General features: G+C 48.3%; 19 protein-coding genes. 16 read left to right on the forward strand and 3 right to left on the reverse strand.

Annotated elements, in window-relative coordinates:
- Position 1 precedes the first annotated feature (1 nt).
- The 8 genes from hslV to DW949_RS03105 all read left to right on the forward strand — a co-directional run bounded on the left by hslV (position 2) and on the right by DW949_RS03105 (position 8,590).
- Entirely contained in the window at positions 2–541 is a 540-nt protein-coding gene (hslV, locus tag DW949_RS03070) for an ATP-dependent protease subunit HslV (RefSeq protein ID WP_059077238.1), read from the forward strand.
- Between the two features lie 23 nt (positions 542–564).
- Positions 565–1,968 carry an ATP-dependent protease ATPase subunit HslU gene (gene hslU / locus DW949_RS03075; RefSeq protein ID WP_118021810.1) on the forward strand — a complete coding sequence of 468 codons (1,404 nt, stop codon included), beginning with the start codon at positions 565–567 and terminating at the stop codon, positions 1,966–1,968.
- A gap of 129 nt (positions 1,969–2,097) precedes the next feature.
- Positions 2,098–3,627 carry a cobyric acid synthase gene (locus DW949_RS03080; protein ID WP_118021811.1) on the forward strand — a complete coding sequence of 510 codons (1,530 nt, stop codon included), beginning with the start codon at positions 2,098–2,100 and terminating at the stop codon, positions 3,625–3,627.
- Entirely contained in the window at positions 3,624–4,577 is a 954-nt protein-coding gene (cbiB, locus tag DW949_RS03085; protein WP_118021812.1) for an adenosylcobinamide-phosphate synthase CbiB, read from the forward strand. The genes DW949_RS03080 and cbiB overlap by 4 nt, the downstream gene beginning before the upstream one ends.
- Positions 4,571–5,428, forward strand: coding sequence for a GHMP kinase (locus DW949_RS03090; protein ID WP_118021813.1), 858 nt, complete (start codon positions 4,571–4,573; stop codon positions 5,426–5,428). Before cbiB ends, DW949_RS03090 begins: the two co-directional genes overlap by 7 nt.
- Before the next feature lie 4 nt (positions 5,429–5,432).
- The gene (gene cobD, locus DW949_RS03095) at positions 5,433–6,515 is read left to right on the forward strand and encodes a threonine-phosphate decarboxylase CobD (protein WP_118021814.1); all 1,083 of its coding nucleotides are present in this window, start codon (positions 5,433–5,435) and stop codon (positions 6,513–6,515) included.
- Between the two features lie 264 nt (positions 6,516–6,779).
- Positions 6,780–8,120 (forward strand): branched-chain amino acid transport system II carrier protein, encoded by a 1,341-nt coding sequence (gene brnQ / locus DW949_RS03100; RefSeq protein WP_118021815.1) that lies wholly within the window; start codon positions 6,780–6,782, stop codon positions 8,118–8,120.
- A 188-nt stretch (positions 8,121–8,308) separates the two neighbouring features.
- Positions 8,309–8,590 (forward strand): glutaredoxin, encoded by a 282-nt coding sequence (locus DW949_RS03105; protein ID WP_118021816.1) that lies wholly within the window; start codon positions 8,309–8,311, stop codon positions 8,588–8,590.
- A 99-nt stretch (positions 8,591–8,689) separates the two neighbouring features.
- On the opposite strand, the gene DW949_RS03110 is transcribed toward DW949_RS03105, so the two are convergent.
- Positions 8,690–9,244 (reverse strand): XRE family transcriptional regulator, encoded by a 555-nt coding sequence (locus tag DW949_RS03110; RefSeq protein WP_158570624.1) that lies wholly within the window; start codon positions 9,242–9,244, stop codon positions 8,690–8,692.
- A 188-nt stretch (positions 9,245–9,432) separates the two neighbouring features.
- Between DW949_RS03110 and DW949_RS03115 the strand changes: the two genes are divergently transcribed.
- The 3 genes from DW949_RS03115 (at position 9,433) to DW949_RS03125 (ending at position 11,443) form a co-directional block, all read left to right on the forward strand.
- The gene (locus tag DW949_RS03115; protein WP_118021818.1) at positions 9,433–10,359 is read left to right on the forward strand and encodes a pyridoxal-phosphate dependent enzyme; all 927 of its coding nucleotides are present in this window, start codon (positions 9,433–9,435) and stop codon (positions 10,357–10,359) included.
- 157 nt (positions 10,360–10,516) lie between these two features.
- Entirely contained in the window at positions 10,517–10,954 is a 438-nt protein-coding gene (locus tag DW949_RS03120; protein WP_118021819.1) for an Rrf2 family transcriptional regulator, read from the forward strand.
- 18 nt (positions 10,955–10,972) lie between these two features.
- Entirely contained in the window at positions 10,973–11,443 is a 471-nt protein-coding gene (locus DW949_RS03125; RefSeq protein WP_233539477.1) for a nuclear transport factor 2 family protein, read from the forward strand.
- 83 nt (positions 11,444–11,526) lie between these two features.
- Here the strand turns inward: DW949_RS03125 and DW949_RS03130 are convergent, their stop codons facing one another.
- The gene (locus DW949_RS03130; protein ID WP_118021902.1) at positions 11,527–12,564 is read right to left on the reverse strand and encodes an HAD family hydrolase; all 1,038 of its coding nucleotides are present in this window, start codon (positions 12,562–12,564) and stop codon (positions 11,527–11,529) included.
- A gap of 195 nt (positions 12,565–12,759) precedes the next feature.
- Between DW949_RS03130 and DW949_RS03135 the strand changes: the two genes are divergently transcribed.
- Both DW949_RS03135 and DW949_RS03140 read left to right on the forward strand, forming a co-directional pair.
- Positions 12,760–13,458, forward strand: a complete 699-nt coding sequence (locus DW949_RS03135) for an alpha/beta hydrolase-fold protein (RefSeq protein WP_233539471.1) — start codon at positions 12,760–12,762, stop codon at positions 13,456–13,458.
- 110 nt (positions 13,459–13,568) lie between these two features.
- On the forward strand, positions 13,569–14,126 hold the full coding sequence (locus DW949_RS03140; protein ID WP_118021820.1) for a flavin reductase family protein: 558 nt from the start codon (positions 13,569–13,571) through the stop codon (positions 14,124–14,126).
- A gap of 222 nt (positions 14,127–14,348) precedes the next feature.
- On the opposite strand, the gene DW949_RS03150 is transcribed toward DW949_RS03140, so the two are convergent.
- Positions 14,349–15,269, reverse strand: coding sequence for a LysR family transcriptional regulator (locus DW949_RS03150; protein ID WP_118021822.1), 921 nt, complete (start codon positions 15,267–15,269; stop codon positions 14,349–14,351).
- Positions 15,270–15,470: 201 nt separating this feature from the next.
- Between DW949_RS03150 and DW949_RS03155 the strand changes: the two genes are divergently transcribed.
- From DW949_RS03155 to DW949_RS03165, 3 genes are all read left to right on the forward strand, one after another.
- Positions 15,471–16,667, forward strand: a complete 1,197-nt coding sequence (locus DW949_RS03155; RefSeq protein ID WP_118021823.1) for a PLP-dependent aspartate aminotransferase family protein — start codon at positions 15,471–15,473, stop codon at positions 16,665–16,667.
- A gap of 548 nt (positions 16,668–17,215) precedes the next feature.
- Complete coding sequence (locus DW949_RS03160; protein ID WP_075582262.1) at positions 17,216–17,395, forward strand: type II toxin-antitoxin system RelB/DinJ family antitoxin; 180 nt, start codon at positions 17,216–17,218, stop codon at positions 17,393–17,395.
- A 463-nt stretch (positions 17,396–17,858) separates the two neighbouring features.
- The gene (locus tag DW949_RS03165) at positions 17,859–25,097 is read left to right on the forward strand and encodes an ESPR-type extended signal peptide-containing protein (RefSeq protein WP_158570626.1); all 7,239 of its coding nucleotides are present in this window, start codon (positions 17,859–17,861) and stop codon (positions 25,095–25,097) included.
- Positions 25,098–25,164: the final 67 nt, after the last annotated feature.

Below are 25,164 nucleotides of genomic sequence, written 5' to 3' on the forward strand. Positions count from 1 at the left end.
TATGACAACAGAATTTCATGCTACGACTATATGTGCCGTCCAGCGGGATGGCAAAACGGCTATTGCCGGTGACGGACAGGTCACGATGGGCAATTCGGTCATTATGAAAGGAACGGCCCAGAAGGTCCGTCGCCTGTACCATGGCAAAATCGTCAGTGGTTTTGCCGGATCTGTAGCCGATGCGTTTACCTTGTTCGACCGCTTTGAAGATAAACTGAATGAACACAACGGCAATCTGGTACGCAGTGCTGTCGAGCTGGCCAAAGACTGGCGGTCTGACAAAATCCTGCACAAGCTGGAAGCCCTGCTCCTCGTCGCAGACAGCCAGCGCATCCTGCTCATTTCCGGCAATGGGGAAGTCATCGAACCCGATGACGGTGTGCTGGCAATCGGCTCGGGCGGCAATTATGCCCTGGCATCGGCACGCGCATTGCTGCAGAATACGGACCTGTCTGCCCGGGATATTGCGGAAAAATCTCTTCATATAGCGGCAGATATCTGCGTTTACACTAATCATAATGTAATCGTAGAAGAAATATAATCAATGTAGGAAAGAGGTATAGCATGAACGAAATAGAATTAACGCCAAAGCAGATTGTTGCTGAACTGGATAAATACATCGTCGGCCAGGGCGAAGCCAAGAAATCCGTAGCCATTGCCCTGCGCAACCGTTGGCGCCGTAAACGGCTGAGTGAAGATATGCAGAATGAAATCATTCCAAAGAATATCCTGCTCATCGGACCGACCGGCGTAGGTAAGACAGAAATCGCCCGCCGCCTGGCCCGTCTGGTCGGCGCGCCGTTTATCAAAGTCGAAGCGACGAAATATACGGAAGTAGGCTATGTAGGCCGTGACGTAGAACAAATCATACGCGACCTCGTGGCCAATGCCATCCGCATGGTTCAGGAACAGGAAAGCCAGCGCTATGAACAAAAAGCTGAAGAAGAAGCGAATAAGCGTATTCTGCAGGTCCTGTGGCCGAAAAAGAAGAGCGTGACCGATAAAGTCCCCAACCCCATGGATGTCTTCTTTTCTTCCGGCGATGAAGGAGAAGAAAAAGAAGAACCAAAGCAGTTGGAAGAACCCATGTCCGGCCGCCGTCAGCAGATGCTCGACGATATCCGCCAGCATAAGATGGACGACCGGGAAATCGAAGTGGAAGTAGCTGAACAGGAACGGACTATCCAGGGCATCCTGACGGGCAACTCGACGGAAGAACTGACGAATAATTTCCAGGAAATGCTGGGCAGTATCCTTCCCAAGAAGAAAAAAATGAAAAAAATGACCATCGCCAAGGCACGGGAAGTGTTCAAAGAAGAAGAACTGGAAAAATGTCTGGACATGGATGTCATCGTCGATAAAGCTATCGAAGCGACGGAAGAAGCGGGTATCGTATTTATCGATGAATTCGATAAGATTGCCGAAAAAGGACGTTCCAACGGTCCTGACGTATCCCGTGAAGGGGTACAGCGGGATATTCTGCCAATCGTAGAAGGCGCTACGGTCAATACGAAATACGGCCCCGTCAAGACGGACCATATCTTATTCATCGCCGCCGGTGCTTTCCACGTATCCAAGCCGAGCGACCTTATCCCTGAATTACAGGGCCGTTTTCCTATCCGCGTGGAATTGCAGTCGCTTACGGTCGATGATTTCCGCCGCATCCTGACGGAACCGAACCAGTCTCTGGTCAAACAGTATACGGCACTACTGGCGACTGATGGGGTTACCCTTGAATTCACCAATGACGGCATCAACGCCATTGCCGAATATGCCCACCGGGTCAATCAGGAAACAGAAAATATCGGTGCCCGCCGCCTCCACACCATCCTGGAAAAAATCCTGGAAAACGTGGCCTACGAAGCACCGGATATTGAAACGAAGCATATCGTGATTGACAAAGCTTTCGTGGCTGACAAACTGAACGATGTCGTACAAAACGTCGATCTGAGCCATTATATCCTGTAAAAAGGCATACAGCGCAGTCAAAACCGCATATAGTATGAACAAATCAAAACCTGCCTGAGGTTGTATCTCCGGCAGGTTTTCTTTATAATAATGATGTATGTCTTACACTTTCGCAGGTGGTGAATCGATTTGGCACAATATATTATGCTGCAGGGGACGAGTTCCCATGTAGGCAAAAGCATCCTGACGACGGCATTATGCCGCATTTTTTATCGCATGGGCCGGCAGGTCGTTCCGTTTAAGGCACAGAACATGGCATTGAATTCATACGTGACACGAAAGGGACTGGAAATGGGGCGGGCTCAGGTAGCACAGGCCGAGGCGGCCGGCCTGGAACCGGACGTCGATATGAATCCTGTCCTGTTGAAGCCGACGGGGAACAGCTGCTCCCAGGTAATCATCAATGGCATGCCGCTTGGCAATATGTCTGCCCGGGACTATCACACAGGGTATTCCCTCCGTGCCTTTTCCGCTGTGACGGAGGCGCTGGAGCGGCTGAAACACCAGTATGACACGATTGTCATCGAAGGAGCGGGCAGCCCGGCAGAAGTCAATCTCCGGGACCATGATATCGTCAATATGCGCGTTGCAAAGTATCTCCGGGCACCGGTCCTGCTCGTGGCCGATATCGACCGTGGCGGATCTCTGGCGGCACTGGTAGGTACATTGGAACTGCTCGAGCCGGAGGAACGGAATTTGGTAAAAGGTCTCATCATCAATAAATTCCGTGGCGATATATCCTTGTTTACGCCAGCTGTGGATTTCCTGGAACAAAAGACGGGAAAACCCGTGCTGGGTGTTATCCCTTTTATAGAGCAGCTGGGCATCGATGAAGAAGATTCGGTTTCTCTCGATGACAAACCGCGCGCACCCCGGACCGGCGATGTGCAGATAGCCGTTATCCAGATGCCGAAGATTTCCAATTTCACCGATTTCGACAGCCTGTCTGACGAACCGGATGTATCCCTGTATTACGTCCGTACGGCTGCGGAACTGGGGCATCCCGATGTCATCCTCCTGCCGGGCAGCAAGAATACAACGGAAGATCTGCGCTGGCTCTATGCGTCGGGACTGGCCGGGGCCGTATTGAAGCTGGTAAAAGACGGGACGCCTGTCATCGGTATCTGTGGCGGATATCAGATGCTGGGGCAGGTTATCTATGACCCGCATCATACGGAATCAGATTTCCCGGAAACTGCCGGTCTGGGGCTGCTGCCGGTCAGGACAACCTTTGCCGACTGGAAACAGACCTATCAGGTGCAGGCCCTGTGCCGTCCTTTTCCTTTTATGGGAGAGACTCTTGAGGCCCGTGACCTTACGGGATACGAAATCCATATGGGCCAGACTGTCGTAGATTCCGGCGCATCCGAGCCCTTTGTGGTATGCCAGCGTTCAGGCAAAGATTGTTCGCTTACAGCCGGAACGGCCCGGAAAGACGGACTGGTCTTTGGCACCTATATCCATGGCCTCTTTGACAACGACCAGTTCCGCCGGGATATGCTCAATATTCTGCGTCGTCATAAAGGTCTGGCGCCACTTCCGGCACAGCGCAATTACAAGGCAGAAAAAGAACGCAGCTATGACCGTCTGGCAGCGGTGACAGCGCGTCATCTCGATATGGATAAATTATTACGGATAATGAGTGATAGTGACTTATGATAACTTGTTTGGCAGCATTACTGATTGATACCCTGATTGGAGATCCCTGTACGCGTCTCCATCCGGTGGCACTTATAGGGCGGCTCATCGGCTTTCTGGACCGTCTCTTTTATACCAGCCGGACCCGCCCCATCCGGCAGATGATGGCCGGTCTGGTCGTGGTCCTCCTTGTTCTTCTGGTCGTATTCAACGTATTGTACCTCTTGTACTGGGGGCTCGACGCACTGGGAAACCCCTATGTCACGACAGGAGCAGAGGCACTGCTCCTGAGCTTTACCATTTGTCCGCGCAGTCTGGCCAGCGCGGCAGAGGAAATCTATACATTCCTCATTCATCATCATCTGGGCGCAGCCCGGGAAAAAGTCGGCTGGATTGTAGGCCGCGATACGGATCAGCTCGATGAAGGAGAAATTGTCCGGGCGACCGTAGAAACGGTAGCGGAAAATACGACGGACGGAATTATTTCACCGTTGTTTTTCTATGCCATCGGCGGTCTTCCCCTGGCAGTTCTCTACCGGGCTGTCAATACGATGGATTCTATGCTGGGGTATAAGAATGAAAAATATCTGTATTTCGGCCGGCCGGCAGCACGGCTGGATGACATCTGCAATTTTATCCCGGCGCGGATTACGGGACTGTTATTTGTCACAGCCGCCTTTTTCCTGCGTCTGGATTACGGCAATGCCTGGCGTATGATGCGCCGTGATGCCGCAAAACATCCCAGTCCCAATGGAGGCTACGCCGAAGCTTCGGTGGCGGGGGCGCTGGATATCCGTCTCGGCGGGTATAATTCCTATTTCGGCAAGATGACCTTCCGGGCCTATATGGGGGATGCGCGGCAGGCTTTGCGGGCCCGTCATATCCGTGGAGCTGTACGCCTCATGTATGCCGTGACTCTCATGGGCACTGCTCTTACGGTCCTGTGCTGGGCTGGGAGGAGCTTATGGTGATACGTGTCCGGGTTCCCGGCTCCTGCGGAGAACTGGTACAGGGTATCTGTCACGGGACGCCTTTTCTCCTGACCTGCCCGGTACCGTTGTACAGTACGGTCTGTGTGTCTGACCGCCCGGCCCCTTCCCGGCTTCCGGAAAAAGCAACGCAGGCCATGAAGGTCACTTTGGCGCATCTGCAACGTTCTGTCTTTCCCTATCATGTGAGCCTTACTTCGTCCATTCCCCGGGGAAAAGGCATGGCATCGAGCAGTGCCGACGTGGCAGCTGTGATACAGGCCGTAGCCTGTGCCTGCGGTACGGTGCTGAGTGAGCAGGAAGTAGGTCATCTGGCGGCCCGGGTCGATCCCGTTGATGGCGTATTTGCCCGGGGACTCTTGCTGATCCAGTACCGCAGCGGCAATCTTATCCGTTCCTATGCGCCGGTCCCTCCCATCCGGATTGCCATACTGGATACGGGCGGAACGGTGGATACACAGGCCTTTCACCGGCAGTGGGATGATACTATGCCGCTTCATACGGCTCCGGCCGTGTCAGCACTCTCGCTCCTTGATGAGGGCCTGACAGAGCAGCGGATTGGGGAGGCGGCGACCAGGAGTGCCCTGGCTCACCAGGCGGTATTACCAAAGCCGGATTTTTTTCAGCTCGTCCGGGCCTGCCGGAAAATGGGCGCTCTTGGTGTCAATACGGCCCACAGCGGGACCGTATGCGGCGTATTATTTTCTTCCCATACTCCGTTTGAAAAAATAAAGCAGTATATGGCGTCCTTGACTGCCCGCTTCCCGGACTATACGTTGCTAAATATAGTGCCGCTCATCAGCGGTGCCATGGACATAAAGAAAGAAGAGTGACTATATGATCCGTCCCTTTGAACATGGAGGCAATATATACCGTCATACCGGTGACCGGCCCGTGCTGGATTACAGTGCCAATATCAATCCCCTGGGACTGGCTGGAGGAGTCAGAGCGGCTATAGCGGCTCATCTGGACGATGTCGTTCATTATCCAGATCCCGATTGTACGGCACTACGGGAAGCCTTGTCCCAGTTTTATCGTATCCCTGCTGATGCCATCATTCCCGGAAATGGAGCCGCCGAGCTATTGTATCTGTACTTCCACCATTTTCATTTCTGCCGCGTCTGTATTCCCGTACCGGCTTTCAGCGAATACGAACGGGCCGCCCGGTCTGCCGGGTCAGAAATAGTGTATGCCTATCTGGATCCGGATAAAGCGTTTCAGCCTGATCTGGCTGCCATAGAACGTCAGGCGGAAGGTGCTGATTGCATTGTCCTCGGTAATCCCAATAACCCTACGGGAAATCTTATCAGGCGGCAGGAGCTGATTCCGTTTATTGAACGGGCAGCGTCACGGGGCCAATGTGTCATTGTGGATGAATCCTTTCTCGATTTCCGCAATGACAGGACTGCCTTCACTGTGGCAGATTTTGCCAGCCGGTCCGGACACGTCTTTGTCATTCATTCCCTGACGAAATTTTATGCTCTTCCCGGACTGCGGCTCGGATTTGGCATCGCCCCGGCAACGGTCATACAGGGACTGATGGAGCAGACCGACGTCTGGCATGTCAATACACTGGCCCAGATTGCCGGGATTGCGGCTCTCCGGGAGACAGAATATCAACAGATATCCTGCAAAATGGTGGCAGAAGAAGGAGAGAGAATGAGACAGGAACTGTCGCGTATTTCCGGTGTGACAGTCTGCCCGCCGTCTGTTAATTTTTTGTTATGCCATATCAGGGAGACGGGCATGACGGCTGCGGTACTGGCTGGGCAGATGCAGGAGCAGGGCATCCTCATCCGTGACTGCAGCAACTATCCCGGCCTTACTCCATACTATATCCGCCTAGCTGTCCGCGGCAGAGAAGAAAATGATTATGTCGTACGGACAATGAAAGTATGCTTAAAAAATAAAATCGAATAATTTTAGGAATTATGGTGAGCAATCAGATAATCTTTTTGTTTTATTATGGCAATTCAGATATTATAAAGGAAAAAATTCACATTCAAATTAAATGAAGATTAGAACAAAGTTAAAATAAGGTTAAATATGCAAATCTGCTACTTAAAAGGGTGGATAACTTTAAAAATTTATGATAGAATAAAACAAACAATAAATGAAGCCGAGCTTCTGGTATGTTGTTATTATTCTATATTATCTGTTCTTATAAGTAAGGAGGTTTGACGTATGGGAGGAAAAAAGGGCAATAGAACGATCGCAATTGGCTTAATGTTATTCGCCTTATGGTTTGGTGCCGGTAACCTTATTTTCCCTGCATCCATGGGTCAGGCGGCAGGTACGAACGTTTGGTACGCTGTTGCTGGTTTCGTTATTACCGGTGTAGGGCTGCCGCTTCTGGGCGTACTGGCCATGGGCTATTCGGGCTGCAGCAACCTGCAGGAATTAATGAATCGTGTAGATAAAAGATACGCTATTTTCTTCACGGTCATTTCCTATCTGGCTATTGGTCCTGCCTTTGCTATTCCTAGAACCGGGACGGTTTCCTATGAAATCGCTGTCCGTCCGCTCCTCGATGGTGGCGGTTCCCAGCCGATTATGTGGGCGTTCCTGGTATTATTCTTCGTGTTTTCCTGGTGGCTCTCCATCAACCCGGCCAAACTGGTTGACCGCATCGGAAAAATCCTGACGCCGGCTCTGCTGCTCACCATTCTGGCACTGATTGTAAAATCCCTGATTACGCCTATGGGCGTTCCCCAGAATCCGCTGCCGGCTTATGCTACGGCAACGACGGCATTGGCACAGGGCGCTATTGATGGTTACAATACACTGGATGCTATCGCAGCCTTCGTATTTGCTATTCTGGTCATCGAATTCGTCAAGGAAGACGGTGCCACGACGAAAGAAGAAATTACCCATGAAGTATTCAAAGCCGGCGGCCTGGCTGTATCGCTGCTCGCTTTCGTCTACGTCTTCGTCGCTTATCTCGGTGCCCAGTCCGTACAGGCCATTTCCATTCAGGAAACAGGTGCTCCTGTCCTTTCCATGAGCGCTCAGATTCTCTTCGGGTATGGCGGTGCCCTGCTGTTGGCAGTCATCGTACTCCTGGCCTGTCTTTCCACTTCTATCGGTCTGATTACCTCGTGCGCAGCGTACTTCCATCAGCTCATCGGCAAGACGAGCTATAAGAATTACGTTACCATTTTTACCATCGCATCCTTTGCGGTAGCAACTGCCGGCCTGAAGACCATTATCGTCGCGGCTATCCCGGTCCTGATGTTCGTATATCCTCTGGTCGTTGCTAACATTATTCTTACCTTTACACACAATCTGTTCGGCGGCCGCCGCTGTGTATGGGTCTGCTCGACAGCCTTCACTTTTGTGCCGGCTCTCGTAACGGGCCTGCAGACGGCTAAGGTTCCGCTTGGACCTGTTGACGCTATCTTCCAGGGACTGCCTCTCCATTCCCTCGGCATGGACTGGATTCCGTTCCTCGTAGTTGGATTCATCGTCGGCCTGATTTACAAGGCTGTCGTTCCCGACAAAAAAGCTGAAACAGAAGAAGCATAAAAATAAAATATGATGTAATGTAAGAAAACCGGAGCTGTCATGATGAGACGGCTCCGGCTTTTTCTAATTTTTGGTGGAAATTTCATATCGAATTATGTTATAGTAACAATATAGAATATGCGTTTGTTCAACTTACAGGCAGAGCGGATATCCGGCCTGCCAATACAAAATATAAGGAGTGTATAGACATGAAAAAAATTACAGCTTTTTATCTGACAGGCTGCCCGTACTGCGCCAATGCCAGACAGGCCCTGCAGGACCTGATTGCAGAAAACCCGGAATATGGGAAAGTAGAAATAGATTGGATTGAAGAAACCCAGAATCCCGATCTGGTAGCCGGTCATCAGTATTACTACGATCCCAGCATGTTTGATGGCTTCCATAAATTATATGAAGCCCAGCCGGGAGAAAGTTTTGAAGAAACAAAAGCCAACGTCCGGCGCGTTCTGGACTATGCATTGAAATATTGATAAACAGCAATAGATAAGGCTCATCACATGACGATGGGCCTTATTTTTTTATGGCATGAATCTATGAAATGATTTCCATTTGTTTTACATATTACTGATTCAAGTGTCAGGATAGTACATCATAACAAAGACGTGGGTTTCATCAGTTCCTTCATTGCAGTACCAATGAGGTTTATCGCCTGTGAAGTGGAGAATTTCTCCGGTTTTTACGGTATAGACGGAATCAGCCAGGTGGAGTGTCAAATTGCCTGAGGCGATAAGAGTATATTCTTCAACACCGGTATAATGAATCTGTTCTGTCGTACAGCCGCCTGGATAAAAAACACCGGAGTAGAGTTCGATTCGTTTGGTATCGTCAAAATTCATCAGGGGATGATAGCAGTAACCGGGACCTGTAATATCAGGCAGAGTGCCTGCACGGTAAATGACTGCCGTATCAGGAACGGGGTCTTTCAAAAAGAAATTCAGAGGTGTTTTCAGCGTATTAGCCAGATTCCACAATATTGAAATCGAAGGATTGCGGATTCCCCGCTCAATTTCACTGATCATACTTTTGCTGACTCCGGACTGGGAAGATAAAGATTCAAGGGTCAGACCGCGGTCTTTCCGGATTTTTTTGAGATTGAAGCCAATATTTTCGTTGATAGATGCCATCGATATCTCCTTTAAGGGTTGCAAAAACATAGTCCATCATCTATAATTCGATATAGAAGAAATATGTTCGATATAAAAGAAATACGATATATCGAACATATTAATTATTATATCGCAATCACCGGGGGTATGTCCAAACGGTGTGGTATCTATTTTTACTTTTTGGTATTTTTTACAGGAGGATCAGTATGAGTTTATACGTTAAAACACCATTAGTTGATATGCTTTCTTTAAATAATTCTCAAAGGCAGGTTCAAGTCAAAATGGATGCATGGCAGCCATCAGGCTCGTTTAAGTTGCGTGGCATGGATGTTCTTTGTTCTCAGATGATTCATGATGGGGCATCCCGGCTTGTATCGTCCTCAGGAGGAAATGCTGGACTATCCGCTGCGTATGCGGGGCGTAAATCAGGGATTCCTGTTACTGTTGTTGTTCCGGATACGACAGATGCAGAGACCATAGGCAGATTACGACAGGAAGGGGCTGAAGCTATTGTCTATGGCTCTGTCTGGGATGAAGCTGATGAGTATGCCAGACAACTGGCAGAACGTGTCCATGGTGCCTATATTCCTCCTTTTGATCATCCCCTTTTATGGAAAGGACATTCAACGATTGTCGATGAATTAGCAGAACAATGTCAGACCCGGCCGGATTGCATTATCCTTTCTGTTGGTGGCGGTGGTTTGTTTTGCGGTGTTATGGAAGGACTTTTGCGTCATGGCTGGACGGATACAACCGTGATTGCTGTAGAGACAGAAGGTGCGGCTTCTCTCCACGTATCCTGTCAGGCAGGTCATCTGGTAACACTTGATGGAATTCATACTCTGGCGACAAGTCTTGGTGCCAAACGGGTTGCTGCCCAGGCACTGGACTATGCTTTACATTATAAGGTCATTTCTTATACCGTATCTGATGCAGCCGCAGCCCGGGCCTGTGTACACTTTGCTGATGAGTTCCGTACGCTCATCGAACCTGCCTGCGGGGCCTCTCTTTCACTGGTATATGATGATGTCCCTATTCTCCGTGATTTCCATCATATCGTTGTGGAAGCCTGCGGAGGGGCTAAAATCAGTTTAGACACTATTGAAAATTTCCGGTCAGAGTACATGAAATGATGTGCCTGGCTATTTTGTCCTCCTGACGTTTCTTTGAAAATAGTCTCATAATAAAATCTGTTACTTATATACTTTCGTTGTTGCTCTTTACAATACAACGAAAGTATGCTACGATGTAGCCGTTCGAACAACAACAAAGACAAAAAAGGTGATCCTGTTGAAATTTTCCAGCCGTATGACCGTGGCCATCCATATCCTGCTGTATCTGGAAGAATATGAAAAAGAAGAGAAAGTAACCTCTGAAGTCCTTGCTGATACGACCGGTGTCAATGCAGTCAATATACGCAAGACGCTGCAACTCCTGAAGAAAGCCGGGTTCATCGAGATTCGCAGAGGGACTGGCGGTGCCTGCCTTAAAAAAGCGCCTGGAGATATCACTGTGAGGGATATCTTTGAAGCCGTAGAGGATTCTACAGGAGAACTGTTCCATATGCATGAGCACCCGAATACGAACTGTCCTGTTGGAAAATCAATCAAAGGAGTGCTGGACAAGCATCTTACTGCATGGAAACAACTGCTGTTGCAACAGATGCAGGAAGTCACTCTGGAAAATTTATTTATAGAGATGCAGGACGAGATGAAGAAACATGAGTGAGGAGGAACGTTTGTGAAGATGAGAAATATGAAGAAAATGATGACCCTGATACTGGGGCTGAGCCTGGTTACAGCTATGTCTGCCGGCCCTGTCTTTGCTGCGGATAAGATGCCGGCGTTCAAGAATAACAAACAGATGGTCGAATATTTCTGGAATGAAGTATTCAATAAGCACAATACATCTGTCATAGACAGTCTGACAGCACCGGGATATATTCAGCACAGCCCCGGCTTCCGCGACGGGCGTCAGGCTTTTGAAGATGGTATCAACGGTTTCCTGAAAGAATTTCCTGAAAGCAAAGCGGAAATCAAGCATATCGGTGCCGACGGAGATCTTGTATTCATCCATAACCATATTACGCTGAATGCATCAGACCGGGGACAGGCGGCAGTCGATATTTTCCGTGTCAAAGATGGGAAAATCGTGGAACACTGGGATGTCATCCAGGATATCCCGGAAAAAGCAGAAAATAACAATACTATGTTCTGATTGGATCTGCCGGGAGCATAAAAAAACTGGCATGGAGCATGTAGAGCATGTCCTGTGCCAGTTTCTCTTACTTTGAAAGGCTATTATTTTGTTTTCTTTACATTTTCGCCATAAATAGTTTTCCAGTCATTTTTCATGGAAATAGTATTCCAGCCGTTTTCGTCGGATGTCTTCTTATCCCGTTCCGCCCGTTCAGGACGACCGTATTCACGTTGTGTATCATCGCAGAGCACATTGAAGACTTCAGCTTTATAGGGATTATCCTTTAAGGTATAGCGGAACATAGAATAATCGCCACTGCTGTTACCAAAGGCCAGTACAGGCTGGATTCCGATTTCACGGACGATAGAGGATACTTTATTCATCTTTTCATTGACCCGGTCCAGTGTACCATACTGAATGGTGTCATCGTATGTCATCTGGTACGAACCGCCGGCTGTATCTCCCTGATGAGAAGCGACAATCTGTGGATCGGAACCGATGATGTTGTTTGGCGCAATATGGATGACGTCACGGGTCAGGGCACGGACGAGGGGACGGTCCGAAGCAGAGACGATGTAACACGTAAAGTCATTGGACTGCAGATAGGAAATGACTTCCACCATGGGCATATAAAATGCTTCGCCATAGGTCAGGTTGGTCAGGCCGATGACCGGCTTTTTCATGAATCCCTGTGCATAGGCGTCCAGAGATTGCGGTGTCATTCCGGCCAGCCCGGCGTATAATTTGTTGTATAAATTATTGTCGATTTCCGGCGGAACGGGTTTGCGCTGGGAAATGGCATCCCAATAGTCCCTGGCAAACTGTTTGTCTTCAGCCGATACCTTGCAGTCGGGATCGTGAAGGACCCGGTCCGCATAAAAGACGCCATCTGTGTAGGACGGTGTCCGTTCACCTAAAAGAGTCCCATCCATATCGAAGACGGCCAGGCGGTGTTCCACAGGAATGAAATTGGAACTCTTTGGATTGGTTACATCCTTTACATACGATACCAGTTTTTCCTTAGCGGCGGAATCGCGGTTCCAGTACTGAAAATTTCCCGATTTATTGACGTGGATGGCTGCCAGCTCAGCCCGGCTGGCGCCTTCAATCGTTCCCGTCATGCTAAAACTGGTTAACATAACCGCGACGGCTAAAATGGATGCAAAGTGTTTCCTTTTCAAACTAATCACCTCATGTTGTGGAATTTGTACTCATTATAACATGAGAAATAGCTACAAACAACCAGGACAGATAAAATAACTACTGTCCTATTTTGCTTACGTTTCCATACCATAACCTGGAATAGCATAAACACGATAAGGAAGGTGAATTTCTTGGACAAAACCACATATTCTATTGACGGGAGAGACTGCCTCCTGTATTTGACAGGTAAGCCGGCGTATATACTGGTCCAGCCTGTCGATGACCACGACCGGGAAGTACTGGATGAGCAGGTTACCGCTATTGCCGGAGCCTCTCCATCTCCCTTCGTGTTTGTGGCATTTCCTGTAACGGACTGGAACGAGGAATTATCTCCCTGGGATAATCCGGCTGTTTTTGGCCCGGATGACTTCGGGCACGGTGCGGCAGGAACTCTGCATTTTGTAGAAAAGGAGCTTCTGCCTGCTGTCCGGATACAATTTCACTTGTCTGATGAAGTGCCTGTCATATTAGGCGGCTATTCTCTGGCAGCTCTCTTTTCTTTGTGGAGTGCCTGGCAGACTGATACCTTTTCGGCGGTCGCCGCTGCTTCCCCTTCCGTCTGGTTCCCTGGCTGGCTGGAATATGCCAGTCAGCAGCAGCCAATGACGAAAGCCGTATACCTGAGCCTGGGTGATAGAGAAGAACGAACGCGGAACCCTGTCATGGCCACTGTAGGGGACCGTATCCGTCAGTTGCATGCCCATCTGGAAATGCTGCCCCGTATCCAGACCACATTAGAATGGAACAAAGGAAATCATTTCCAGCATACAGGTCAGCGGTGTGCTAAGGCTTTTGTCTGGTGTATGTCGGAATTTGTAAAAATGCAATAAAACAAAAATTGTGAATCCAGATGATCTCATACGGGCAAAGGTCCGTCTTCCAGTCGGGGGATAGGATGGTGTATACTAAGTAAAGAATAACTGATGAGGAGGTATATCGAATGAACGTAGAATTTGAAGGGAAGAAGGCGTGCATCGCGCCGGAAGGTGTATTTATCATCGGGACATATGATGAAAATGGCGTACCTAATGCTATGAATGCAGCCTGGGGTGCCCAGTCGGATTATGGCGAAATCACGCTCTTTCTGGCAAAGCACAAGACAACGGAAAACATCAGGCACACGAAGGCCTTTACTGTAGCCTTTGCTACGAAAGATACGGTGGACATTGCCGATTATTTCGGTGTAGAAACGGGTAATAAGGTAAATAAGATAGAAAAAGCAGGCTGCCACGTCCACAAAAGCCTTCATGTCAATGCTCCGATTATCGAAGAATTTCCGGTCACACTGGAATGTGAATGCACCAGCTATGATGATAACACGGGCATCCTCGTGGGCAGAATCGTAGCCCAGCAGGCTGATGAATCGGTCCTGACTGACGGCAAAATCGATTATGACAAACTGCAGCCCATCATCTTTGACATTTCTACCATGACCTATCGTCTGATTGGTCCTGTCGTAGGACAGGCCTTTCATGACGGATTAAAAATAAAAGGATAAGGTCTTCAGACAACCTCAAAAAGCCGTGCATGAAGTGACATCATGTACGGCCTATTTTTTTCTCACGTATATCTTTTATTTCTTCACTTCCCAGTCGGAAATGCTGCTTCACCGTATGAAACAGAATGAGACGACTCATGGGGAAACAGTCAGACGACAAATGGAAGACCTGAAGGACTGTCAGATGAAATTAGAAAAATTACTGGAGGAATGACAGTAGCATTATCTGCCCGGATCGTAGGTCCTCAGTGATTCCTGGATGCCCTGTATGAGGGCGTCGATAATTTCATTGGATGGCTGTGCATGGAGCTGTACATAGCCAATCTGAGCCTGTACGGTGAGGCCTGACAGGGGAATGGCGGTGATGGCAGATGGCATGACTGCCGGGATGAGGTAGCCTGTGCCGATGTTCAGGCAATCCGTACTGGCCAGGAGATTATTGGTCGTCCCCCTGTCGTACGAATAGATGATTTTGTCATGATCATCCAGCGTGACCAGTTCTTCGTCGGCGTATCTTGTGGCTGCGGACTGGGCATACTGGATCAGGGGATAGGGCCGTATGTCGTCCAGCGTCACAGACTGGCGCCGGGCCAGGGGATGATGGATATTCATGAACACATGGGGAATGACAGGGCATAATACGTGGAACGAAAGGCCCCATTTGTCCAGTACCTGGTGGATGTAATGGCTGTTTTCCCCGGTGATGGCGACGATACTGAAGGCGCTCTTTTTCAGGTATACATCTTCCAGTGCCGTGATGGTTTCCGTTTCTTTCAGGGAAATAGTGTAGCGTTCCTGCTGAAAGGTGCGGAGAAAATGGATGAAGGCATCGATGACAAAGGCATAGTGCTGACAGGATATCTGCAGGTGGAGCCGTGTCACATCGTTCTTTATGAGATAATGGTTGCGCAGTTCGTCGGCATCGGCAATGACTTTATCTGCCAGCTGTAAAAATTCGATGCCTTCTGCCGTCAGGCTGACACCGCGGCGGGAACGCTCAAAGATAGTAATGCCAAATTCCTTTTCCAGGTCCCGTATGGCTTCGGACAGACTGGGCTGGGATATGTACAGATGGACGGCTGCCTGGTTCATGGAACGGCAGCGGGCGATTTCTTTTACGTATAACAACTGTTGCAGACGCATGGTTGCACCTCTTCGTGTAATAGGGGACACCTATTACTGATAAAATATTTCTTATTAGAAAAGTAACTCGTTTTATGATACTATAACCGCATAGGCAGGTCAATGAATGTATGATGGACAGACTTATTGGATACCTAAAAATATGCAGTGCTGTCTCATCGACTTTATCTATTATATGATGCCTGATGAGGGGGAATAGTCATGAGTACGAGTCATCTTACCACTGAGTTGTGCCGGGCGGGGGAACATGAACTGGCCAAGGAAATAGCGGAATCGGTATCGGTTCCGAAAGTCATTCCTATTTATATGAGCAGCGTCTTCAGCTTCGACGATGTGCCTACGCTGGACAGCGTTTATGAAGGCAAAAAATCCGGCTATGTGTACAGCCGCATGGCAAATCCGGGCCTTGATGCGGCTCAGGATGTACTGCGGGCTGCTGAAGGCTCCGATGGGGCTATCGTCTTCAGTGCCGGCATGGCAGCTATTATTACGACTATCATGAGCAATGTAAAAAGCGGCGATCATATCGTATCGTCCCCGGTCCTGTATGGCGGTGTCTACGATTATTTTGCCAATGAACTGCCGAGGTGGGGTGTAACCGTTGATTTTGTCGATTTTGATACAGAAGATATAGAAGCCCATATCAAACCAAATACGAAGCTTGTCTATACGGAAACGATAGCCAATCCGCTCATGGAAGTCACGGATATCCGCAAAGCGGCAGCTGCCGCTCATGCGCATGGGTGCAAGCTCGTCGTAGATAATACCTTTGCCACACCGGTCGTCTGCCGGCCACTGGAACTGGGTGCCGATATCGTCGTCTACAGTGCTACCAAGTACCTGGGCGGACATAGTGATTTTACGGGCGGTGCCGTCTGCGCTGGTGCAGCAGATATTGCCAATATTCAGAAATATGCTACGTTATACGGTGACCTCCTGAGCCCCTTTGATTCGTTCCTCCTGACGCGCAGCATGCGCACTCTGGAACTGCGTGTCCGCCAGCACAGTGAAAATGCCCTGAAAGTGGCTCAGTTCCTGGAACAGCATCCCAAGGTGGAAAAAGTATATTATGCGGGCCTTGAAAGTTCGCCGTATCATGACCGGGCCATTTCCCAGTTTACCGATGCCATGTGCGGCGGCATGGTGAGTGCTGACATTGCCGGTGGTGCCAAAGGGGCGGAAGATTTTATTGCCGCCTGCCAGTACATCAAATTCGTACCGAGCCTGGCCAGCTTCTCGACGACGCTGTCCTATCCGGTCAAGACCAGCCATCGGGCCTATCCGCCGGAAGAACTGAAGAAATGCGGTATCTCTGCCAGCATGATCCGCTTCTCCATTGGCATAGAACATGCTGACGATATCATTGCCGATATGGACCAGGCGCTCAGCAAAATCTGATAGAGGTCTGAGCTGCAGTAGAAAAATTTGAGGTTTTAAGATTTCACTAAAAATTGAACCATTCATACGTAAAGAGTAAAAGAGATTGTCTTCGAAGGACAATCTCTTTTTTCAATTTGTGCTGTCTATATTATCATTGTTACCATACTGTCCATTCAAGAAAAACATAATATAAAAAATATAAATAATGCAAATAAGATATAGAAAAAGTCAATAAATTTGTGACAAATACTGATATTTGGTATATGATAGAGATATAGAATCAGTTGTTACTTTATTTATTGATAAGTAACAAGAAGTTATTTGGCGATGAATTATTGGGAATTACGTGAATCCATATAATGAAGTTATACCTGAACCGGTCAAAAATTGTCCATTGGGGGGGGACTTTACACTTTGGTGATGATATCGCCAGTATCGGAAAATAACGAACGGGTTTGAATGTTAGACCAGGACCAGAAAATGGCATAGCGCACCATGGAAGGCTTAATAAAGAAACAAAGTGTAATGATTAAACAGCGTGTTAGTAAGAAATAGGAGTGTATACAATGGCACAGACGACGATTTGCATCCGTTTGGATGAGAATTTGAAGAAAGAATTTGAACAGTTTTGTAGTTCTACAGGGATGAGTATGTCAACAGCGATTAATATTTTCATTATGAAATCCGTACGGGAACAACGGATTCCCTTCGATATTACAGCCAAGGACGAGACGAAGAAATCGTGACTTTTGTAAGCGGGTGGTGCGATGTATGATAGCCATTAAATTAATAATACCACAATAATACCATATTATAGTTAAACATTCAGCTTAGAAACCACTATAATACCATAATATACAGGGAAAAAGAGCATTTTATGAAATTTTCCATCAGGCAATTTCATAAAATGCTCTTTTTTTTATAAATTTTTTATGCAATATTTTATTAATATGTTGTGCATACGACATATAGATTATTTATCATAAAATGAATAAATATATCGTAACAAAACGATGTAATGACAGCTGTAAACGAAAGCAAAATGGCTAAATGAAGCCTTTTCATTATATAAGATACGTGCTATAATTCCTTAGCCTTAAAATTGTATAATACGTATAAAAATGCAATAAATGAGAGGAGGTACAATAAAAAACTATAGAATACCTGTGCGTGTTATAAAATCGTTACAAACAAAGGATGCGTAATTTCATGAACAAAATATTTAAAGTCATCTACAGCAAAACAAAACATTGTTACGTTGTCGTTTCAGAATTGGCTAAAAGTCACTGCAAAACGGCAGGTAGTCATACGGCAAGAAATAAAACAGCATTGACGGCAGCAGTGCTGCTGGCGTTAGGCGCTTTTTCGTTTGCAGGGATGCCAGTGGCGCAGGCGGATGCGGATGCGCATAATAACGATTTTATAGGAGCCAATGATTACTACTGGTATTGGGATGCGAAAGCAAAGAAGTGGGAACAGCAGACATATCGTGACGCTTTGATTGGACATCTCCCACGGAAGAATCTGCCGAACAATGAAGGAGCTGGAGCCAAGGAAACAGGTTCAGTTGCAGCAGGCTTATATGCACAGGCAGGAATGCAGACCGTTACCATCGGCAATCGCAATGCAGGTCAGTCAAGGGGCAGTGTATTCATCGGCGAACATAGCGGGTATGATGATAAAGCTAGTAATGTACCAAAGGGCTCGAGTAATAACTATGTGACTTCTGTTGGTTTCCAGTCTGATGCAACAGGCTGGGGCTCCATTGCAATTGGTTCCAATGCAACAGCAGAGAATACAAAGAAGACTGACACTGCAGTAACAATGACAGGAAACACGGATGAAGATAAGAAGAACGGCATTTATGAAATAGAGAAAAATCCGACGATTGACGGCGCTTCTGTCGCTTTAGGCTACGGTGCTCATTCAAAAGATGGCAACATCGCCATTGGTGCGTACTCTGAGGCAACTACGGATCTCAGTGCCGATACCAGTGACAAAGCGAAATCCTATTTAACAGGAAAGACTGCAACGTCCTATGTATCCGTAGGCAATAAGGAAAAACAGCTACAACGCCGCATCACCAATGTCGCTGACGGTGCCGCTGATTCTGATGTAGCTACTATTGGGCAGCTGAAAAAAATGTCTGAGAAAGCAGGTGTCTACAATGAAGGCTGGGGCATTAAGATTGGCGACTACACGAAGAAAGATGCCAATGGAACTGAGACCACAGTGAAAAACGCCATCAGTGTAGATCGCAACCTGGGAACGAATTTGGATACGACAGGGCATGTACATCTGGATGTCAGCAAGACAGGATTAGTTCTCGGTACAGTTGTGGATGGAGCACCAGGAACAGACGTGGATTTGCATTATGGTGCTACCGGTGATTATGCGGTAACTGTTGGTGGCGGTGCAAATACTGCTTCAGGAAAAGCGAGCGTTGTTATTGGTGGCTCTGGAAATACAGCATCCGATGAAGCAGCTGTATCCAGCGGTGGTAGTTCTAATGTAGCTTCTGGTAGTTTTGCATCCGTCTATGGCGGCTTTGATAATAAAGCCAGTGGAACATATGCATCGATTTTTGCCGGAGCGCAGAACAAGGCGTCCAATATGTGGACAACCGTTGGTGGTGGTGCATTAAATGAAGCCAGCGGAACATATGCGTCCATCTGGGGCGGATATGGGAATAAGGCAACTGATGAGTTTGCATCCGTCTATGGCGGCGTGGCAAATTCTGCTTATGGTACATATTCCGCCATTTTAGGTGGTGGTTCCAATAAAGCTGGATCGGAAGCAGTTGTTAGTGGTGGCTTAGGTAATGAAGCAGCAGGCTTAGGAAGTGCTGTTGTTGGTGGTGAAGCCAATATTGTGACAGGAGCCAATGCCACTGCTTTAGGCGGTACTAAGGGAAGTGTTAATGGTGTTGCCTCAGTGGGAATCCTTGGCGGTTCGACTGGAATGAATGCTCCCTTAACTTTAGCTGCAGGGTATCAGTCTACTGTAACTGACACAGGTGTTACGAGTACGCCCATTTCTGAAGAAGATTATAACAAAATCTTAGAAGCAGGTGGTACACACCCAGGACTTCTTGTGGGCAGTGGGGACCCTGACAATCCTACCTTTAAGATTCTTGATCATTTTGCTACTGCTGTTGGTTATCAGGCAACGGCTGATGAAGCACAGACAGTGGCTTTTGGTCATGATAAAGGTGATACGTACTATGGTACAACTACCTATACATGGAAGCAGAAGGCCACAGTCAAAGATGGCCATTATTACACTGAATACGGCGAAGAAATTGATGAAAAAAGTTATAAGTCTTTAATGAATGCTGATGGCACATGGAATGACTATAGCCAGCCAATAGCAACGATTGAAAAAAAGGAATATGATTCTGCCTACTACAACCGCCTTGTCAAAGCAGCAGATGGCATTGAAGACCATGATGCTGTTGTCATGGAACAGCTGAAAAATGCTTCTGATGTGGGCAGTAAGATCAAAGTCTATCAGACGGATGAAAATGGAAACATAAAGTTTGATAAAAACAACAACCCCATTGAAGATACAAGCGCTGAGGCAGAAACAAAGAAAACGGCTGCACAGAAAGCTAGTGAAGATGCTTGGGGCAGCGCAATCGGTACCGGCAAGGTGGTGGATCCTAATGCAAAGGACAAAGATAGCAACGGGTCTGGACAGCTCGTCACTGGCGGCACGGTCTATAATGCCCTTCAGCAGCAGAAAACGGATTTGACGGATGCTTTATCTGTCAATGCCGGTTGGGGTATTGATGTTGATAAGACAAAAAATAATACCATCAGTGTCAAGCACAACCTGAGCTCGGGGGACTCAGCGTATGCTGATACCGATGCTACAGGCCTCATTCTGGGCGGTTCCATCAAGGAAAGAAAGGCTGATAAGAAATACGGCGCAGCAACTGCATCTTCTGTAATCGTGGGGGCTCAAAATGCCCTGGCTTCCAACGATAACAGCGTTGTTGTCGGTGGATTGGATAATGTTGCTTCCGGAGCCAATTCCACCGTTGTTGGCGGCGACAATAATAAGGCAAGCGGAAATCAGTCTGCCGTATTCGGCGGACGCGATAATACAGCTTCGGGAATTACCTCAACAGCAAGTGGTGGTATCATGAATGTCGCTAATGGCCAGAATTCAACTGCTGTTGGTGGTACTTTCAATTATGCATTAGGAACTGGGGCAACGTCTGTTGGCGGTTATGGTAAAGATTATACTACTGGTTATAACAGCAGTGTCAATGGCAGCTATTCAGTCGGTATAGCAGGTGGTTCTACAGGTGATAAGGCAGATTATTCATTGGCTGCCGGCCGCCAGGCTGTGGTAACCACGGAAAATGGCACGGCTGTCGGCTATCAGGCTACAACCGATGAATCCGGGACAATCTCTTTTGGCCATGACGCTGGTGATGTATCCGGATATACAGTAACCTGGAAACAGCGGACCGACGGCAAGACCAATGCAGATCTTACGACCAATGACTATACCCAGGCTCCGGAAGCTGTAACAGCTACTACTTATACAGATTCCTACTACAACCGTCTGGTCAAAGTGGCTGAGGGCCAGGATGACCATGATGTGGTAGTGGTGAAACAGCTGAAGCAGTATGCCCAGAAAGATGCGGGCAATATCGGTAGCAACATCAAGGTTTATACGACGGACAAAAACGGCAATTCCGTTGAGGATACAGATGCATCCACAGCGGCTCAAAAAGCGAATGAAAACCTCTGGGGCACAGCTATCGGCACGGGCAAGATTGCTGATTCCAAAGCAACAAACGCTGCCGACAACGGTTCTCAGCAGCTGGTTACCGGTGGCACGGTCTACACCTACAACGCTCCGGTTGCAGAATCTGGCAAGACGCTAAACTATGTTTCTGCAGATAAAACGACAGGCCAGAACCTGACTGCTCTTGACACCCAGGTAAAAGCCAATGCGGATACCCTGAACGATTCGACCCACAATATCAAGTACTACTCTGTCAACAGTACGAATGCTCCTACCTTTGGCCTTAATGTCTACACCAATGAAAAAAATGACGGAGCAAGTGGCAGAGCCAGCCTGGCCGCCGGCTTTATCACCCATGCGGATGGCTTGGCTTCTACGGTAGCCGGTTCCTATTCCGGTATTTACAATAAGGGAACTGTATCAGGCACTGATTTCCGCGGAGCGGCAGCGCTGTCCCTTGGTACGGTCAATATCAACAGGAATATGGACACAACAAAGCCCTACAGCGGCGTCGCCAACAGCCTCATCGGGCAGGCGAATGTGACCACGGATTCCAACGCGGCCATCATCCTGGGTGCAGGCAACACAGTCAAGGACTCCTATCGGACTATCAGCAACTTGAATTTGTCAGGAGATATGACAGCTGCACTGAAGGAAGCCGTTCCTGGGAGTGGCGGTCAGGTCATGGTCATGGGCGGCGGCAACTCTGTTGAAAATGCCTATATGACCCAGGTCACCGGCGTTGGAAACACCGTTACCGGCAGCGGCGATGCCTATGATGCGGATAAATCTTCTCAGCTGAACTATGTGGAAGGGTTCTACACCACCCTGACCAACGGGAAGAATGACTACCTGATCGGGGCTCACAATACCGTAACCGGGGACAGCACCGATACGAACAAGTCCAATATCGTCTTTGGGGATAATCACACCCTGACGAATACAAAGAACAATATTATTGTGGGTTCCGCTGATAATGTGGATACTACGACCGTTTCTGACGTGGTCTCCATCGGCCATAATGCAAAAGTGACCAAAGAAGGTGGCGTGGCTATTGGCAGCGGTTCTGAAGCAACGACAGCAGCCGGTGTTGCCGGGTATGATCCCACTGGTGCAACAGCAGATACTACAGCTGCATGGACGTCCAAGAAGGCGGCTGTATCCGTTGGTACAGCAGATGAAACTCGTCAGATTACTGGCGTGGCTGCTGGTAAAGAGGAAACCGATGCCGTCAACGTCGCACAGTTGAAGAAACTGAACGGCATGAAGGCTAATGTGAATGCAGATAACATCGGGAAGAACCTGAATCATAAAGCAGATGGCACAGCTGTCACGGATGAAGATAAGACAGTCAATGAAAACGCCTGGGGTGCAGCTATAGGTACGGGCAGCATCGCAGCTGATAACGGTCAGCTGGTAACAGGCAAGACGGTCTATGCGTACAACAAACCGGTCGCAGCCGAAGGAAAGACACTGAACTATATTTCTGACACCATGACGACAGGCCAGAACCTGACTGCTCTGGATACACAGATCAAGACGAATGCCGATAATATTGGTACGAATACGACGAACATCTCGAACAATACAGAAAACATCACGAACCTGAAGAACCTGTCGAATATCACCGAAGCAGGTCAGACCGTCATCAAGAACCTGGCCAAAGGTTCAATCGGAATGGAAGACGGCAGCCACACGAGCGTATCCCATAGGGATGTGAATGGGGTTGAAACCTATAAGGTGGATGTGACAGTTGATGGTCAGGTAGCTGAAAATAATACGGGAATCGTCAATGGCGGTACGGTCTATAGTGCTTTGCAGGATGTCAAAAATCAGACGAGTGCGGATTTGGCAAACAAGGCCAATGTGGATGCCTCCAATATCGGGAAGAACCTGAATCATAAAGCAGATGGCACAGCTGTCACGGATGAAGATAAGACAGTCAATGAAAACGCCTGGGGTGCAGCTATAGGTACGGGCAGCATCGCAGCTGATAACGGTCAGCTGGTAACAGGCAAGACGGTCTATGCGTACAACAAACCGGTCGCAGCCGAAGGAAAGACGCTGAACTACGTTTCTGACACCAAGACGACAGGCCAGAACCTGGGCAGTCTCGATGCACAGGTAGGCACAAACACCGGAGATATTTCCAACCTGAAAAACCTGTCCAATATTTCTTCTGCCGGGGAAACTGTCATCAAGAAACTGGCCAAAGGTTCAATCGGGATGGAAGACGGCAGCCACACGAGCGTATCCCACCGGGATGTGAATGGCGTCGACACCTACAAGGTGGATGTGACAGTTGACGGTCAGGTAGCTGAAAATAATACGGGAATCGTCAATGGCGGTACGGTCTATAGTGCTTTGCAGGATGTCAAAAATCAGACGAGTGCGGATTTGGCAAACAAAGCCAATGTGGATGCTTCGAATCTCACCCCTGATAACGTGACAAAGTGGCAGGAAAAGCTCGGCAACGGCGAGGTGGTATCTGGAAACAAGGGCCTTGTAACTGGGGATACTGTTTTCAAAGCAGTAGATACCAAAGCCAATAGAGATGGCTCTAATCTGACTGATGAAGAAGCTGATAGTTTCTCTGAAAAGATTGCTAGGGGCGAAGTCAAAGCCGGTGAAAATCGTGCTGTTTCCGGTGATGCTGTCAGCCAGGCTATCAGTAAAGTAACGGGTGATATGAATACCCAATTGGATGGCAAGGCGAATACGTCTCTGGATAATATCACGAAAGATGGTCAGACAGTCATCAAGAAACTGTCGCAGGATGCAGTACAGGTCAAGGCTGGCGACGACCATATTACGATTGATGCAAAAACGGATGAAACGACCGGCAACAAGACCTATACGATTTCTGCCAAAGACGGCAAGGTCGCTTCCGGCGATACGGGTTTGATTTCCGGCGGCACGCTCTACAACGAAGTCCATGTCGATAAGGACGGCTCTTACATCAGAAGTGGTAATACGGTCGGCCAGAACCTGTCTGCTCTGGATTCGGGCCTCAAGACGACGAGTGACCTCATCCACACGAATACTAAAGGTGACACTATCCAGATTGGTGGCAACAGCACGGCCACGAAGATTGATGTCAGTGGTAAGGACAAGGATGGCAATACTACAGGCCGCGTCATCACCGGCATCGTGACAGAGGGCAAAGATCTGACCAGTGCGGCAAATGTCGGCTATGTCAACGGTATTACCAGTGCTAATACACAGCAGATTTACCGCGATATGAACAATGCTTACAGCCGTCTGGATACGAATATTAACAGAGCGGCAGCCGGCAGCAATGCTTTGGCAGCCCTCCATCCGCTTGATTTCGATCCAGCTGATAAAGCCAGCTTCGCTGTAGGCTACGGCCATTACCATAACGCTAATGCTGCTGCTATCGGTGCTTTCTACCAGCCAAATGCCAACACCATGGTCAACATGGGTATTTCCCTTGGCAACGGCGACCCGGGCTTCAATGCCGGAGTCTCCTTCAAACTGGGAAAAGGCTCCGCATACAACGGTGTCAGCAAGGCCGAAATGGCACAGACTATCCATGATCAGGCTGAAGAAATCTCGGCTATCAAAGCAAATGATGCAGCCAAGGATAAGCGAATCGATGCACTGGAAAAAGAAAACCAGGAAATGAAGAAACAGATTCAGGAAATCCTGTCCCGCCTGAATGGGTAAACCGTACGTGTCTGCATAACGAAAATAGAACAGGCAAAAAAGAAACCAGCCATAGCGCGAAAAATCG

It is taken from the genome of Megasphaera sp. AM44-1BH (assembly GCF_003467125.1).
In the GTDB taxonomy this organism is placed as follows: domain Bacteria; phylum Bacillota; class Negativicutes; order Veillonellales; family Megasphaeraceae; genus Megasphaera.